The sequence below is a fragment of the Ensifer sp. Root142 genome (genome assembly GCF_001426785.1).
Lineage (GTDB): Bacteria > Pseudomonadota > Alphaproteobacteria > Rhizobiales > Rhizobiaceae > Ensifer > Ensifer canadensis.
Window position 1 is genome coordinate 290127 of the sequence record NZ_LMFK01000048.1, and the last position, 13606, is coordinate 303732.

The window sequence follows — 13606 nt, forward strand, 5'->3', positions numbered from 1 at the left end:
GTTGCGCACGAAAATGGCCGGGCACACGAAAAAGGCCGGACTGACGCCCGGCCTCGAAATTCTCAAGCGATCGGGCGAGCCTCAGCCCTTGAGCGCAAAGGCCTCGGCCGCAAGCTTGGTGATGCCGGCCCAGTCGCCCTTCGTCACCAGATCCTTCGGCGCCACCCACGAGCCGCCGACGCAGATGACGTTCGGCAGCGACAGGTAGTCGCGGGCGTTCGAAAGCGAGATGCCGCCGGTCGGGCAGAAGAAGGTGCCGGCAAGCGGCGACGACAGCGACTTGAGATAGGCAGCGCCACCGGCCTGTTCCGCCGGGAAGAACTTCATGACGTCGTAGCCTTCTTCGCGCAGGCCCATGACTTCGCTGGCGGTCGCAGCACCCGGGAGCAACGGGGCGTCGTGGTCGTTGGCAACGTCGATCAGCTCCTGCGTCGTGCCCGGGCTGACGATGAACTGCGAACCGGCTTCGATCGCCGCCTCGAACTGGGCGGCATTGAGGATGGTGCCGGCACCGGCAACCGCACCCTCGACCTCGTTGGCAACGGCGCGGATCGCTTCGAGCGCCGCGGGCGTGCGCAAGGTGATCTCGATCGCTTTCAGTCCACCGGCGACGAGCGCCCGCGCCAGCGGCACGGCGGTCGCCACATCGTCGATCACCAGAACCGGGACGACCGGCTGCAGTTTGAGGATGGAAAGAAGCTTGTCGGTTTTCGCACTCATGCAGATCGTCCTTTTAAAACGATTGAATATGCGTTCCGCATACTCCGCCTGCTGCCGCTTGTCGAGGCCGAACACCAAGCCGGTTCACCATTCATACATAAGCAAAAAAGAAAATAACTTCGACAACAAAGAGATGCTTGAGCCTTGCCCGTAAAACGATAGTTTGATGACATCGACCCTCTCGAAATGCGGGATACCCATGGCGAAGGAGATAGAGCGCAAGTTCCTGGTGGCCTCCGACGGTTGGCGGGAGCGTGCCGACAAGGGCACCCAGCTCCGGCAGGCCTATGTCGTCACTATGGACGACCGGTCCGTGCGCGTGCGGATCCACGGCAACAAATGGGCGCGGCTGACAATCAAGATCGGCAAGTCGGCGCTGGTCCGCAATGAATACGAATATGATCTGCCGATGGACGACGCCAGCGAAATGCTGACCCAGGCAGTGGGCGTCGTTATCGAGAAACGGCGCTACCGGGTGCCGCACAAGGGCTTTGTGTGGGAGGTCGACGTCTACGAAGGCGCACTTGAGGGGCTCGTCGTCGCCGAGGTCGAGATGAAGCGGGAGACCGATCTGCCCGCACTTCCCGACTGGCTGGGACCGGAGATCACCGGGGACCGGCGCTATTCCAACCAGGCGCTCGCCACCAACGGGCCTGTGGAAGAACAAGCATGAGCTACGCCTTCCGCCCAGGCGGGGCCTTCACCGACGATTTCAAAAATGTCGGCGCCGAACAATTCGAGCAGGCGATCGAGGTCCTGCGGCTGCGCCCTGATGGCGTGCACGAGGCAATCCACGACGCCCGCAAGTGTTTCAAGCGCCTGCGTGCACTCTATCGGCTCATCGCCTCCGACGCGCCGCTGTTTCAAAAACAGGAGAATGCCCGCATTCGCAACATGGCGCGCAATCTCTCGGCTGTCAGGGACGCCGCCGCGCTCGTCGAAAATGCCCGCTATCTGCATGAGGGCGCCCGTAGCGACGACGAGGAGAAGGCGCTCGACCGCGTCTGCTCGCGACTGGCCGAGCGACGCGACCGGATTGCCGCCGGCCAAACCGATATCGAGGACAGGATCGCAGCCACCATCGTCAATTGCGAACAGGCCATGGCGGCGCTTGCCCATGTCTCCTTCGACGACCGTCGCCGCAAGACGGCCGACCGGCTGGCGAAGGGCTGGCGGCGCACGTTGAAGCGCGCTGCCCGCGCCGTTGAGGCCTGCCAGGCAAGCACCGAGGCCGCCGCCTTCCACGAGTTGCGCAAGCGCGCGCAGGATTATCGCATGCACCTTGCCTTGATGCGTGAGGCCTGGCCCTCGGCGATGCAGGCAAAACGCCTGGATGCCAAAGCGCTGGTCGAAATTCTCGGCCACCTCAACGACCTCGACGTCATGACCTCGCTCGTCAACGAGGATCCAGGCCTTGCCGGCGACAGCCAGGATCAGGCTCATCTGATCTCCGCTGTCATCGCTCGCCAGGAAAGCCTGCGCTTAGAGGCGCTGGATCGCGCAGCCAACGTCTTTCTCGATGCGCCGGATGTCGAGAGCCGGACCATCCGGCTCCTTTGGCTGGAGGCCAGTCGCTAGCCGCCGGCCGCGACAGATGGCCCCTGGAGGGGAGGTCCGGATTGCACTTGCGGCGCGAAAGCTGTATTTGCACGCCCCATGACCGACATTTCAACGACCCCGCGCCCCGAGACGCATGGCCAGTTCATGGTCGCAGCGCTCTATCATTTCGTCGCCTTCCCGCGTTTCGCCGAATTCCGCGAACCGCTGCAGACCGTTTGCGACGAGAATGGCGTCAAGGGAACCCTGCTTCTCGCCCATGAGGGCATCAACGGCACGATCGCCGGCACCGACGCCGGCATCACGGCGGTGCTTTCCTATCTGCGCTCGCAGCCGGAATTTTCGGGCCTGGAGCACAAGGAAAGCCGTGCTTCCTCGATGCCGTTCCTGCGCATGAAGGTGCGGCTGAAAAAGGAAATCGTCACCATGGGCGTCAACAACATCGACCCCAACAAGATCGTCGGCACCTATGTCGATCCCAAGGATTGGAACGCGCTGATCTCCGATCCCGAAACGATCGTCATCGACACGCGCAACGACTACGAGACCGCGATCGGCATATTCAAGGGCGCGGTCGATCCGCAGACCAAGACCTTCCGCGAGTTTCCAGACTGGGTGCGCAACAATGCCGGCCTGCACAACAAGCCGAAGATCGCCATGTATTGCACCGGCGGCATCCGCTGCGAGAAGGCGACCGCCTTCATGAAGGAGCAGGGCTTCGACGAGGTCTTCCACCTCAAGGGCGGCATCCTGAAGTATCTCGAAGAGGTGCCGCAGGAGGAAAGCCTCTGGGAAGGCGCCTGCTTCGTCTTCGACGACCGCGTGTCGGTCACGCACGGGCTTGAAGAGGGCGAGCACACGCTCTGCCACGCCTGCCGCCAGCCGCTGACCCCGGCCGACCTCGCCTCCCCGCACCACGAGGAAGGCGTGTCCTGCATCCATTGCCACGAAGTCCGCACCGACGAGGACCGCGAGCGTTACCGCCAGCGGCAACGCCAGATCACGCTTGCCAAAAAGCGCGGCGAGAAACATCTCGGAAGCTGAAGCGGCTGTCGAAGAAGTCGCGCCGCATCCGCCTGCCGGCACCTTCTCCCCGCAAGCGGGGCGAAGGGAGATGCCGCGCCATCCGTATCCCAAAGAACCGCCCATTCACATCAAGTCAGTATTTTCCGTAACGGAACCGCCGGCAACCCTGCACCCGGGCCACGTACCCTCTCCCCGCATGCGGCGAGAGGGTTAGAGCGAGGGGCAAATCTTGCTGTCTCGCCTCTAGCCCGGCAGCGCCTCGCATTCCTGCAGGGCCATCGCCGCCCGATCCCATTTGGGCCGGCTGCGCGTGAAGATCGCATCCGTTGGCGTGAACTCGGAGAGATCGTCAAGCGTGCCGGCATAGACCGTCAGTCGACCATCATCCGGCAGGCCACTTCCAAAAACCTGGCTGCCGCAGGTCTCGCAGAAATGGCGGATGGAAATGTTGCCATTCGCAGCAATGGTCTGGTAGCCGCGACAAGACCCCGTCGCAATCACATCCGAACGATCGAAAATCATGTAGCAGCAATGCCCGGTACCGGTGATCCGCTGGCAATCGCGACAATGGCAAAAGCCGGAATAGGACGGCGACCGCTTCGCCTCATACCGTATGGCGCCGCAGTGACATCCACCCTTCATGCCGGCCTCCTCCTGTGATTGCAGAGGAGATAGCGCGCCGCAGCCAGCATTCAAAAGAAAACCGCGCGCCGGGGTACGGCGCGCGGTTCGATATCGGGTTTCTACGGGCTGGAAATTACCAGCTCGGGATCAGCGCGCCCTTGAAGGTCTCGTTGATGAAGGTCTTCACCTTTTCGTCGTGGTAGGCTTCGACGAGCGTCTTCACCCAGGGCGCGTCCTTGTCGGCGGTGCGCACGGCAATGACGTTGGCGTAGGGCGACTTCTCGCCTTCGATGGCGATGGCGTCTTCCTTCGGATGCAGGTCGGCCTCGAGCGCGTAGTTGGTGTTGATCACTGCTGCGTCGACATCGGCGAGCGAGCGCGGAAGCTGGGCCGCATCCAGTTCGGCAAATGTGATGTTCTTCGGGTTTTCTGTGATGTCGGATGGGGTCACCTTCAGGCCGACTTCCGGCTTGACCTTGATGAGACCCTTGGACGCGAGCACGAGCAGCGCGCGGCCACCATTGGTCGGATCGTTCGGGATGCCGATCGTCGCGCCATCCTTCAGCTCGTCGAGGTTCTTCACCTTGCTCGAATAGACGCCCATCGGCGTGGTGATGGTGGTGCCGACGCTGACGATATCGAAACCGCGATCGGCGATCTGGTTGTCGAGGTAAGGCTGGTGCTGGAACGAATTTGCGTTGAGGTCGCCGTCGGCAAGCGCCTGGTTCGGAACGACGTAATCGGAGAATTCGAGGATCTCGATGTCGAGGCCCTTGGGCGCCGCGACTTCCTTCACCTTCTCCATGATCTGGGCGTGCTCGCCCGGCGTCACGCCAACCTTGATGGTTTCGGCCAGTGCGGTACCGGCCGTAAGGGCTGCGATTGCCGCAGCAATGATGAGCTTCTTCATGGGTATCTCCTTGTTGGTGATTTGAATGTCCTGGGAAATCAGTTCTTGCGGCTACGCCTGTCGAAGTGGCGTGCCAGTCCGTCGCCGGCACTCTGCACCAGCTGCACCAGCACGATGAGCACGATGACGACGACGAGCATCACGTCGGGCATGAAGCGCTGGTAACCGTAGCGGATGCCGAGATCGCCGAGCCCGCCGCCGCCGACCGCGCCGACCATGGCGGAGTAACCAATGAGGCTGACGGCTGTCATGGTCAGCGCCATCGTCAGCGCCGGGCGGGCCTCCGCGAGCAGAACCTTGAAGACGATCTGCATCGGCGTGGCACCCATGGCACGGGCCGCCTCGATCAGTCCCTTGTCAATCTCGCGGATCGCCGCCTCCACCAGACGTGCAACGAAGGGAATGGTCGCGATCGTCAGCGGCACGATCGCCGCCTTGGTGCCGATCGACGTTCCGGTGAGAAGCCGGGTGAAGGGAATGATGGCAACGACCAGGATGATGAACGGGGTCGAGCGCGCCGCATTGACGATCAGCCCGACGATGCGGTTGATCGTCGGTGCCGGAAAGAGTTCGCCCTTGCCGCTGGTCGCCAGGAATATGCCGATCGGCAAGCCGATCAGTGAGCCGATCAGGCCGGCGGCCGCGACCATGTAGAGTGTGTCGAGCGTGGCACCCCAGATCTTTAACAGGATATCAGGCGACATAGCCGAGCACCTCCGTGACCAGACCGTTTTCAGTGAAGAAGCGTTCGGCGCGGCCTGCGGTTTCCGCATCCGCGCCATAGGCGACGACCAGCGAGCCGTAGGGCCGGCCGCCGATCTCGTCGATCGTTCCGGCGATGATGTTGACCTCGGCGCCGACCGACTTGATCAGCTGCGAAATCAGCGGCCGTTCTGCCGCCGCGCCAAAGAAGGTCAGGCGCACGACGGCGCGGTCGCCGACGGCAGCCTGCGGCTTCAGCGCGCGGGACACTGCGTCGGGCAGCTTCGAGCCCGGCAGGCCGGAGAGCATCGCCCGTGTCGTCTCGTGCTTCGGATGGGTGAAGACATCGAAGGTGTGGCCGCGTTCGACAATGCGGCCGTGATCGATGACGGCGACATCGGAGGTGACCGCCTTCACCACTTCCATCTCGTGGGTGATGAGCAGCACGGTCAGGCCGAGATCGGCATTGATGCGCTTCAGCAGTTCCAGGATCGATTGCGTCGTCTCGGGATCGAGCGCCGATGTCGCTTCGTCCGACAAAAGCAGCTTCGGCTCGGTCGCAAGCGCCCGGGCGATGCCGATCCGCTGCTTCTGGCCGCCGGAAAGCTCGGAGGGGTAACGGCCATGCTTGTCGGCAAGCCCGACAAGGTCGAGCAGCGGGCGCACGCGCTTTTCGATGGCTCCCTTGTCCATGCCGGCGATTTCGAGCGGCAGCGCCACATTGCCGAACACGGTACGCGACGACAGCAGATTGAAATGCTGGAAGATCATGCCGACCGAGCGGCGCAACGTGCGAAGACCCGCCTCGTCGAGCGCGCCGACATCGACGCCGTCGACGAGCACCTTGCCGCCCGTCGGCTTCTCCAGCCCGTTGACCAGGCGGATCAGCGTCGACTTGCCGGCGCCGGAGCGGCCGATGATACCGGTGATCGAGCCGCGGCCGACCGAAAGGGAGACGTTGTCGAGCGCGGTAAAGCCGCCGCTCTTGCCGGACGCTGCGAAATGCTTGGAAACGCCGTCGAAGATGACGGCGGCATCGCCGGGCGCCGGTGCTTTATAGGCGGAAACGCTCATCGTTCGGATACCCCCGAAAGAGGCGTTATCGTTATGGACGGGTACATAGGTGCTCTCGGATGCTCGAAACTCAAAATCCCGGACTCGGGGCGCGGGATGGAAGGCGCGTCTTGTCAGGCCGACATTCGACAACGCATTCGGAACAGGGAGCACTTCTCTAGCATTAGCCAACCGGTGAGTTCAACGTCGTTGCCGCAGGAAGAACATGCGACATAATCTACGGCCCTTATGGACAATAGATCCCGGCTTTTACAGGTATGATTTTCCGGGTTGCTTCACGTTTGCGGAAAAAACCGCTCTTTCGCAAATGGCGCTGAAAGAAGCCTGCTGCGCACCGGCCCGATAAGCGGGCCGATGCGCACGATCTGCCGATGACGGTCAAACGCCGATGGCGTGAGCGACCGGCGCCAGATGCGGCCAGACTTCGAGTGAGCCGCGATAGATCATGTTGAGTGCCACATAGAGGATGATGGCGAGACCGACATAGGCGATCCAGTGATAGCGGTTGAGCAGCCGGGCGATGAAGCTGGCGGCAATGCCCATCAGCGCGATCGAAAGGATGAGGCCGAAGACGAGGATCGTCGGATGCTCGCGCGCAGCGCCGGCGACCGCCAACACGTTGTCGAGCGACATCGAGACGTCGGCAATGACGATCTGGATGGCTGCCTGAAGGAAGGTCTTTCGCGGCGCCGAATTGGCCCCCTCGCCCTCAAAATCTTCGGCCCCGCCGGCGCGGATCTCGCGCCACATCTTCCAGCAGACCCAGAGAAGCAGAAGGCCACCGGCCAGCAGCAGCCCGATGATATCGAGAAGCTGTACCGTGACGCTGGCAAGCGCGATGCGAAGGACCGTGGCGGCAAGAATGCCGACCAGGATCGCCTTGCGGCGCTGCTCGGTCGGCAGACCGGCGGCTGCAAGGCCGATGACGACGGCATTGTCGCCGGCCAGAACCAGGTCGATGACGATGACCTGCAGAAGCGCCAGCAGCCCGGCAGAGGTGAAGATTTCCATGATCGATAGTCCCCCAGGCGCCCCGCACGCCTATTCGCTGTCGCTAACGCATAGAACAAGGGGCGTTGGCGGATCAAGGGGTTGAGACGGACAGCTTCGCAATACGCACCGGAATGATGGCACTGCGCAGCGCGTTGTTGCTTCAACGGCTATGCAGAGATTGTGGCGGACTTCACAGTTTACTGAGCACAGTTCTCTGATACGAAACACAACAAGACTGAGTCGAAAGGCAGGAGAGCGGATGCGCATCGTTTTGACCGGAAGTTCGGGGCGCATCGGCCGGGCGATCTACAATGCCCTGACGCCCGATCACGACGTGATCGGCATCGACCGCGCGCCTTTTGCGACGACGGAGATCACAGGTGACTTTGTCGACGGTGTCCTCCTGGAACGCGCCATGCAGGGGGCCGATGCCGTCATCCATGCGGCTGCTCTGCATGCGCCACACGTCGATACGATCCCGGACGCGGAATTCGAGCGCGTCAATGTGATGGGCACCCATCTCGTCATTGCCGCGGCTCAAGCCACCGGCGTCCGCCGTATCGTCTTCACCAGCACGACGGCACTGTACGGCCATGCGGTGAAAGAGGGTGCCTGCACCTGGATCACCGAGGAAACGCCACCGCAACCGCACACGATCTACCATCACACCAAGCTTGCCGCCGAGGCTTTGTTGGAAAACGCCGCCGACCGGGCGCTGCATATCCGTGTCCTGCGTATGTCCAGATGTTTTCCGGAGCAGGCCGACCGCATGGCGGCGTATCGGCTGCACCGCGGCATCGACGTCCGCGATGTGGCGGACGCGCATGTGGCGGCGCTCGACAATGACGGGCCTGCCTTTCAGCGGTTCGTCATTTCAGGCGAGCCGGCCTTCCTGCCGACCGATTGCCGGCATCTGGCAAGCGATGCAGCCTCGGTTCTGCGGGAGCGGGCGAGCAAATTTGCTCAGGCCTTTGCCGAGCGCGGCTGGTCGCTGCCGGCATCGATCGACCGTATCTACGATCCGAGTGCCGCCATCGGCGCGCTCGGATGGAAGCCGCGTTTCGGTTTCAAGGAAGTCCTGGCCCAGCTCGACCGCGGCAGCCTCGAGGTGCTGCCGGTGCGCAAAGCGGCCCCAGGGCGCTTCGATTGACAGGACGTCTTGCGCGCCTCAATGGGCGCGCAAGACTGATGACAAAGTCATCCATATGACCTGTTCGACATTCACGTGTCTTGTTGACTCCCAAAGCGCCCTCATTCCTGTGCCTGTCACAGGAACCCAGCCAGCCCAAGTCCTTGGGTTGAAAGATCTGTTGGCCCGACAGACGTCGGGCCGCTGGATCCCCGCTACAAGGGCGAGGATGAGGAGAACAGCATGTTTCGCCCGTCAACCAGGCTATCGCAGTGGTTTGCCATCAACCTGAGCTCTGCACGCCTCAACGGGCGCGCAAGGCACCAGCCATCAGATGTGGTTGCCCGCGGGAAACTCTTCGGCCAATGACTTGTACCAGTGGCCGCTCTTCTTGATCGTGCGCACTTGCGTCTCATAGTCCACATGCACGATGCCGAAGCGCATCTTGTAGCCTTCGGCCCACTCGAAATTGTCCATCAGGCTCCAGGCGAAGTAGCCGCGCATGGGGTAGCCCTTGGAAATCAGGTCTGCCGTCACCGACAGGTGCTCGGCGATGTAGTCGAGCCGCGGCTGGTCGTCGACCGCACCATTTTCGACGCCCATGTTGTAGCAGGCGCCATTCTCGGTGATGTAGCAATCGGGCAGGTCGTAGCGGGCGTTAAGCGTCTCCACCAGTTGGCCGAGCGCCGGCGCATAGACCTCCCAGCCGATATCCGTCTTCACGTCGCTGACCGGCTTGGCGTTGATCGTCGCGGGATATTCGGCACCGGCGGCAGCATCATCACTGACGCGCATTGGCGTGTAGTAGTTAAGGCCCCACCAATCGAGCGGCCGCGAAATCGTTTCCATGTCGCCGTCTTCGATATCGGGCATGCGATGGCCGAGCGCGCTCATGAAGCTTTCGGGATACTCGCCCTTGAAGATCGGACCGAAGAAGACGCCGTTGTGGAAATCGAAGGCGCGCTCAGCGGCCGCCTTGTCGGCAGCAGCGTCGCTGCCGGGATAGACCGAATGAGCGTTGATAACGATGCCGGCTGGCAGGTTCGGCCGCTCCGAGCGGATGGCGTCGACGCCGAGGCCATGTGCCAGGTTGGTGAAATGCAGCGCGTGCAGCGCCGCGTCCATGTTGCGCTCGCCCGGCGCGTGAATGCCGTAGAGATGGCTGAGCCACACCGAGCACCAGGGCTCGTTGAAGGTCGCGATCGCGTCGAGCCGGTCGCCGAGCCGAGCGATGACAGTCTTGGCATAACGCTGGAAGGCGTAGGCCGTGGTGCGCGCCGTCCAGCCGCCGTCGCCCATCAGCGCCAGCGGCAGGTCCCAGTGATAAAGCGTGGCGAAGGCCTTGATGTTACGCGCCTTCAGGCCGTCAACGAGACGGTCGTAGAAGTCGAGGCCCTTCTCGTTGATCGGGCCGGTGCCTTCGGGAATGATGCGCGGCCAGGCGATCGAGAACCGGTAGGCCTCGACGCCGAGGCTCTTGATCAGATCGAGATCATCGTCGAGCCTGTTGTAGTGATCGCAGGCGATATCGCCATTGTGCCGGCCGAAGACCCGGCCCGGCATGTTGGAGAAGGCATCCCAGATCGATGGCTTGCGCCCGTCCATCTTGGTGGCTCCCTCGATCTGGAAGGAGGCCGTCGCCACTCCGAACACGAAATCGCCCGGGAAACGTTGGGCAAGGGTTTTTGCTTCGATCATCAGCCTGTCTCGTCCTTTGCAGCGGCCCGCATCCGGCGGGCGGCCGCTCACCTTGTGTATTTTCATTCTTGTTGCGGGCGGGCCTAAAGCGACACCGGCAAAAGTCAACTCGCGAAAAAGGGCGAGGCACCCCTCGCCCTGCCCCCCGGCATGCTTTCCGACTACACCTTTACCCATGCGCCGTTTCGTTTTGACGACTGCACGCAGGCATCGACGAAGGCCATGCCCTTCATACCGTCGTCGATTGTCGGATAGGTGACGGCGGCATCGATCGCCTCGCCCTTTCGTTTGGCGAAGATCGCCCGGGCCGCTTCGGTGTAGATATTGGCAAACCCTTCGAGATAGCCTTCGGGGTGGCCAGAMGGAATGCGGCTGACGCGAGCGGCGGCCGGGCCGGAGCCGGCACCAGCCCGGGTGAGCAGCCGCTTCGGCTCGCCGAACGGCGTGTACCAGAGATAGTTCGGGTCCTTCTGCGTCCATTCGAGCCCACCCTTGGTGCCGTAGACCCGCACCATCAGGCCGTTCTCGTGGCCGGGCGCCACCTGGCTGCACCAGAGCAGCCCCTTGGCGCGCTCGCCGTCCTTTTTCTTGAAGCGCATCATCACATGGGCATTGTCGTCGAGCTTTCGGCCGGCAACGAAGCTGTCGAGGTCGGCGGCAAGTTCCTCGAGTTCCAGCCCGGAGACGAAGGCGCCGAGATTATAGGCATGGGTGCCGATGTCGCCGGTCGAGCCGCCGGCGCCGGAGCGGGCCGGATCGGTGCGCCAGGCCGCCTGTTTCTGGCCCGACTGCTCGATATTCTCCGTCAGCCAGTCCTGCGGATATTCCATCTGCATCGCCGAACGGCGTGTACCAGAGATAGTTCGGGTCCTTCTGCGTCCATTCGAGCCCACCCTTGGTGCCGTAGACCCGCACCATCAGGCCGTTCTCGTGGCCGGGCGCCACCTGGCTGCACCACAAGAGCCCCTTGGCGCGCTGACCGTCCTTGGCCTTGAAGCGCATCATCACATGGGCATTGTCGTCGAGCTGACGGCCTTCGACGAAGCTGTCGAGGTCGGCGGCAAGTTCCTCGAGTTCCAGCCCGGAGACGAAGGCGCCGAGATTATAGGCATGGGTGCCGATGTCGCCGGTCGAGCCGCCGGCGCCGGAGCGGGCCGGATCGGTGCGCCAGGCCGCCTGTTTCTGGCCCGACTGCTCGATRTTCTCCGTCAGCCAGTCCTGCGGATATTCCATCTGCACCAGCCGGATAGCGCCGATGTCGCCATTTTCGACCATCGCGCGCGCCTGGCGCACCATCGGATAGCCGGTGTAGTTGTGGGTGAGCACGAACAGCGCCTCGCTGTCGTCGGCCGCCTTCTTCAGYTTCTTCGCATCCGAAAGCGTCGAGGTCAGCGGCTTGTCGCAGATCACATGGATRCCGCGCTTCAGGAATTCCTTGGCGGCGGCATAGTGCACATGGTTGGGGGTGACGATCGCCACCGCCTCGATGCCGTCCTTCAGCTTGGCCTCGCGGATCGCCATTTGCTTGAAGTCGGAATAGACCCGCGACGGATCAAGCCCGAGCTCGCGGCCGGAGCTTTCGGCCTTGTCCGGCGTCGACGACAGGGCGCCGGCCACCAGTTCGTAGTGATCGTCGAGCCGGGCGGCGATGCGGTGCACCGCGCCGATGAAGGCGCCCGAACCGCCGCCGACCATGCCGAGCCTGATCCGCCGCTCGCGCTTCTCGCTCGTTCCCTCGATTGCCATCGTTTTGTCTCCCTGTTCTGAACCTGCTCTATCGTCTCGTTGTCATCGTCGTGCGGCTGCCCCTCATCSGCCTGCCGGCACCTTCTCCCCGCCGGGCGGGGAGAAGGAATATGCGGCACCCGCTCGCACCACCAGCCAAGACAGCAGCGCCAGCGTCAGCTCACATCCCCTCCTCCAGCAGCTGGCAGAAGGGCGATCGCGACGGCGTTTCCTCTCGCTCGGCAGCACCGTGTGGCACGTCCCCTCTCCCCGCTTGCGGGAGAGGGTTAGGGTGAGGGGCTACGGCCGGGGGGGCTACGGCCGGGSGCGCACTGCGGCCATCGCCGGGCAGGCGCCACCGTTGGCTCTATACCGTGCCTCARATCCCCAGCAGGCGCCGGTTGGCGGCCTCGTCGGTRCCGCCGTCGGCAAAGTCATCGAAGGCCTTTTCGGTAACCCGGATGATGTGGTGCCTGACGAACTCGGCGCCTTCGCGCGCGCCGTCTTCGGGATGCTTCAGACAGCACTCCCATTCCACCACCGCCCAGCCGGAAAAATCATTGGCCGCCATCTTGGAAAACACCGCGCCGAAATCGACCTGGCCGTCGCCGAGCGARCGGAARCGCCCGGCCCGGTTGACCCAGCCCTGGTAGCCGCCATAGACGCCCTGCCKSCCGGTCGGGTTGAACTCGGCATCCTTGACGTGGAACATCCGGATGCGATCCTTGTAGATGTCGATGTTGTCGAGATAGTCGAGGCACTGCAGCACATAGGCACTGCAGCACATAGTGCGAGGGGTCGTAGAGCATGTTGGCGCGGSCATGGTTGCCGGTGCGCTCTAAAAACATCTCGAAGGTGATGCCGTCGTGCAGGTCCTCGCCCGGATGGATCTCGTAGCAGATGTCGACGCCGCAATCCTCGGCATGGTCGAGGATCGGTTTCCAGCGCCGCGCCAGTTCGTCGAAGGCGGTCTCGACCAGRCCGGCCGGCCGCTGCGGCCAGGGATAGACGAACGGCCAGGCAAGCGCGCCGGAGAAGCTCGCCATCGCATTAAGCCCGAGGTTCTTCGACGCCGTCAGCGCCAKCTTCACCTGCTCGACCGCCCATTGCTGCCGTGCCYYMGGRTTGCCGCGCACTTCCGGCACGGCAAAACCGTCGAACACCTCGTCATAGGCCGGATGGGTGGCGACCARCTGGCCCTGCAGATGGGTCGACAGCTCGGTGATCTCGACGCCGTTGTCGCGGGCAATGCCGGCAAGCTCGTCGCAATAGGCCTTTGACGTCGCCGCCTGCTGCAAATCGATCAGCCTGGTATCCCAGGTCGGCACCTGCACGCCCTTGTAGCCGCAATCGGCAGCCCACTTGGTGATCGCCGCAAACGAGTTGAACGGCGCCGCATCCCCGGCAAACTGCGCAAGAAACAGACCGGGGCCCTTAATCGTTTTCAT

The 13606-nt window shown here is 63.1% G+C and carries 12 protein-coding genes and 2 pseudogenes; 4 read left to right on the forward strand and 10 right to left on the reverse strand.

Annotated features, from left to right (window positions below):
* Positions 1 to 81: 81 nt before the first annotated feature.
* Positions 82 to 720, reverse strand: coding sequence for a 2-dehydro-3-deoxy-phosphogluconate aldolase (locus tag ASD52_RS34935; RefSeq protein WP_025424892.1), 639 nt, complete (start codon positions 718 to 720; stop codon positions 82 to 84).
* 199 nt (positions 721 to 919) lie between these two features.
* Here ASD52_RS34935 and ASD52_RS34940 point away from each other — a divergent pair, with 199 nt between their 5' ends.
* The 3 genes from ASD52_RS34940 to ASD52_RS34950 all read left to right on the forward strand — a co-directional run bounded on the left by ASD52_RS34940 (position 920) and on the right by ASD52_RS34950 (position 3321).
* Positions 920 to 1393 (forward strand): CYTH domain-containing protein, encoded by a 474-nt coding sequence (locus ASD52_RS34940; protein WP_025424893.1) that lies wholly within the window; start codon positions 920 to 922, stop codon positions 1391 to 1393.
* The gene (locus ASD52_RS34945; RefSeq protein WP_025424894.1) at positions 1390 to 2298 is read left to right on the forward strand and encodes a CHAD domain-containing protein; all 909 of its coding nucleotides are present in this window, start codon (positions 1390 to 1392) and stop codon (positions 2296 to 2298) included. The genes ASD52_RS34940 and ASD52_RS34945 overlap by 4 nt, the downstream gene beginning before the upstream one ends.
* Positions 2299 to 2376: 78 nt before the next feature.
* Complete coding sequence (locus ASD52_RS34950) at positions 2377 to 3321, forward strand: rhodanese-related sulfurtransferase (RefSeq protein ID WP_025424895.1); 945 nt, start codon at positions 2377 to 2379, stop codon at positions 3319 to 3321.
* Positions 3322 to 3546: 225 nt separating this feature from the next.
* On the opposite strand, the gene ASD52_RS34955 is transcribed toward ASD52_RS34950, so the two are convergent.
* The 5 genes from ASD52_RS34955 to ASD52_RS34975 form a co-directional block, all read right to left on the reverse strand.
* Entirely contained in the window at positions 3547 to 3945 is a 399-nt protein-coding gene (locus tag ASD52_RS34955; protein ID WP_025424896.1) for a GFA family protein, read from the reverse strand.
* Positions 3946 to 4060: 115 nt separating this feature from the next.
* Positions 4061 to 4837: a MetQ/NlpA family ABC transporter substrate-binding protein gene (locus ASD52_RS34960; RefSeq protein WP_057221587.1), complete on the reverse strand. Its 777-nt coding sequence runs from the start codon at positions 4835 to 4837 to the stop codon at positions 4061 to 4063.
* A 38-nt stretch (positions 4838 to 4875) separates the two neighbouring features.
* Positions 4876 to 5541, reverse strand: coding sequence for a methionine ABC transporter permease (locus tag ASD52_RS34965; RefSeq protein WP_025424898.1), 666 nt, complete (start codon positions 5539 to 5541; stop codon positions 4876 to 4878).
* Positions 5531 to 6613 carry a methionine ABC transporter ATP-binding protein gene (locus ASD52_RS34970; protein WP_025424899.1) on the reverse strand — a complete coding sequence of 361 codons (1083 nt, stop codon included), beginning with the start codon at positions 6611 to 6613 and terminating at the stop codon, positions 5531 to 5533. The genes ASD52_RS34965 and ASD52_RS34970 overlap by 11 nt, the downstream gene beginning before the upstream one ends.
* Before the next feature lie 378 nt (positions 6614 to 6991).
* Positions 6992 to 7624: a TerC family protein gene (locus ASD52_RS34975; protein WP_025424900.1), complete on the reverse strand. Its 633-nt coding sequence runs from the start codon at positions 7622 to 7624 to the stop codon at positions 6992 to 6994.
* 241 nt (positions 7625 to 7865) lie between these two features.
* On the opposite strand from ASD52_RS34975, the gene ASD52_RS34980 reads away from it, so the two are divergent.
* The gene (locus ASD52_RS34980; RefSeq protein WP_025424901.1) at positions 7866 to 8756 is read left to right on the forward strand and encodes an NAD(P)-dependent oxidoreductase; all 891 of its coding nucleotides are present in this window, start codon (positions 7866 to 7868) and stop codon (positions 8754 to 8756) included.
* Between the two features lie 309 nt (positions 8757 to 9065).
* Here the strand turns inward: ASD52_RS34980 and ASD52_RS34985 are convergent, their stop codons facing one another.
* From ASD52_RS34985 to ASD52_RS35000, 4 genes and pseudogenes are all read right to left on the reverse strand, one after another.
* Entirely contained in the window at positions 9066 to 10433 is a 1368-nt protein-coding gene (locus tag ASD52_RS34985; protein WP_038576503.1) for a GH1 family beta-glucosidase, read from the reverse strand.
* Positions 10434 to 10594: 161 nt separating this feature from the next.
* Entirely contained in the window at positions 10595 to 11263 is a 669-nt protein-coding gene (locus ASD52_RS34990) for a Gfo/Idh/MocA family oxidoreductase (protein ID WP_057226593.1), read from the reverse strand.
* 4 nt (positions 11264 to 11267) lie between these two features.
* Positions 11268 to 12179, reverse strand: a pseudogene (locus tag ASD52_RS34995) (Gfo/Idh/MocA family oxidoreductase); the annotation flags it as partial.
* Positions 12180 to 12537: 358 nt separating this feature from the next.
* Positions 12538 to 13606: pseudogene (locus tag ASD52_RS35000) on the reverse strand (sugar phosphate isomerase/epimerase); the annotation flags it as partial.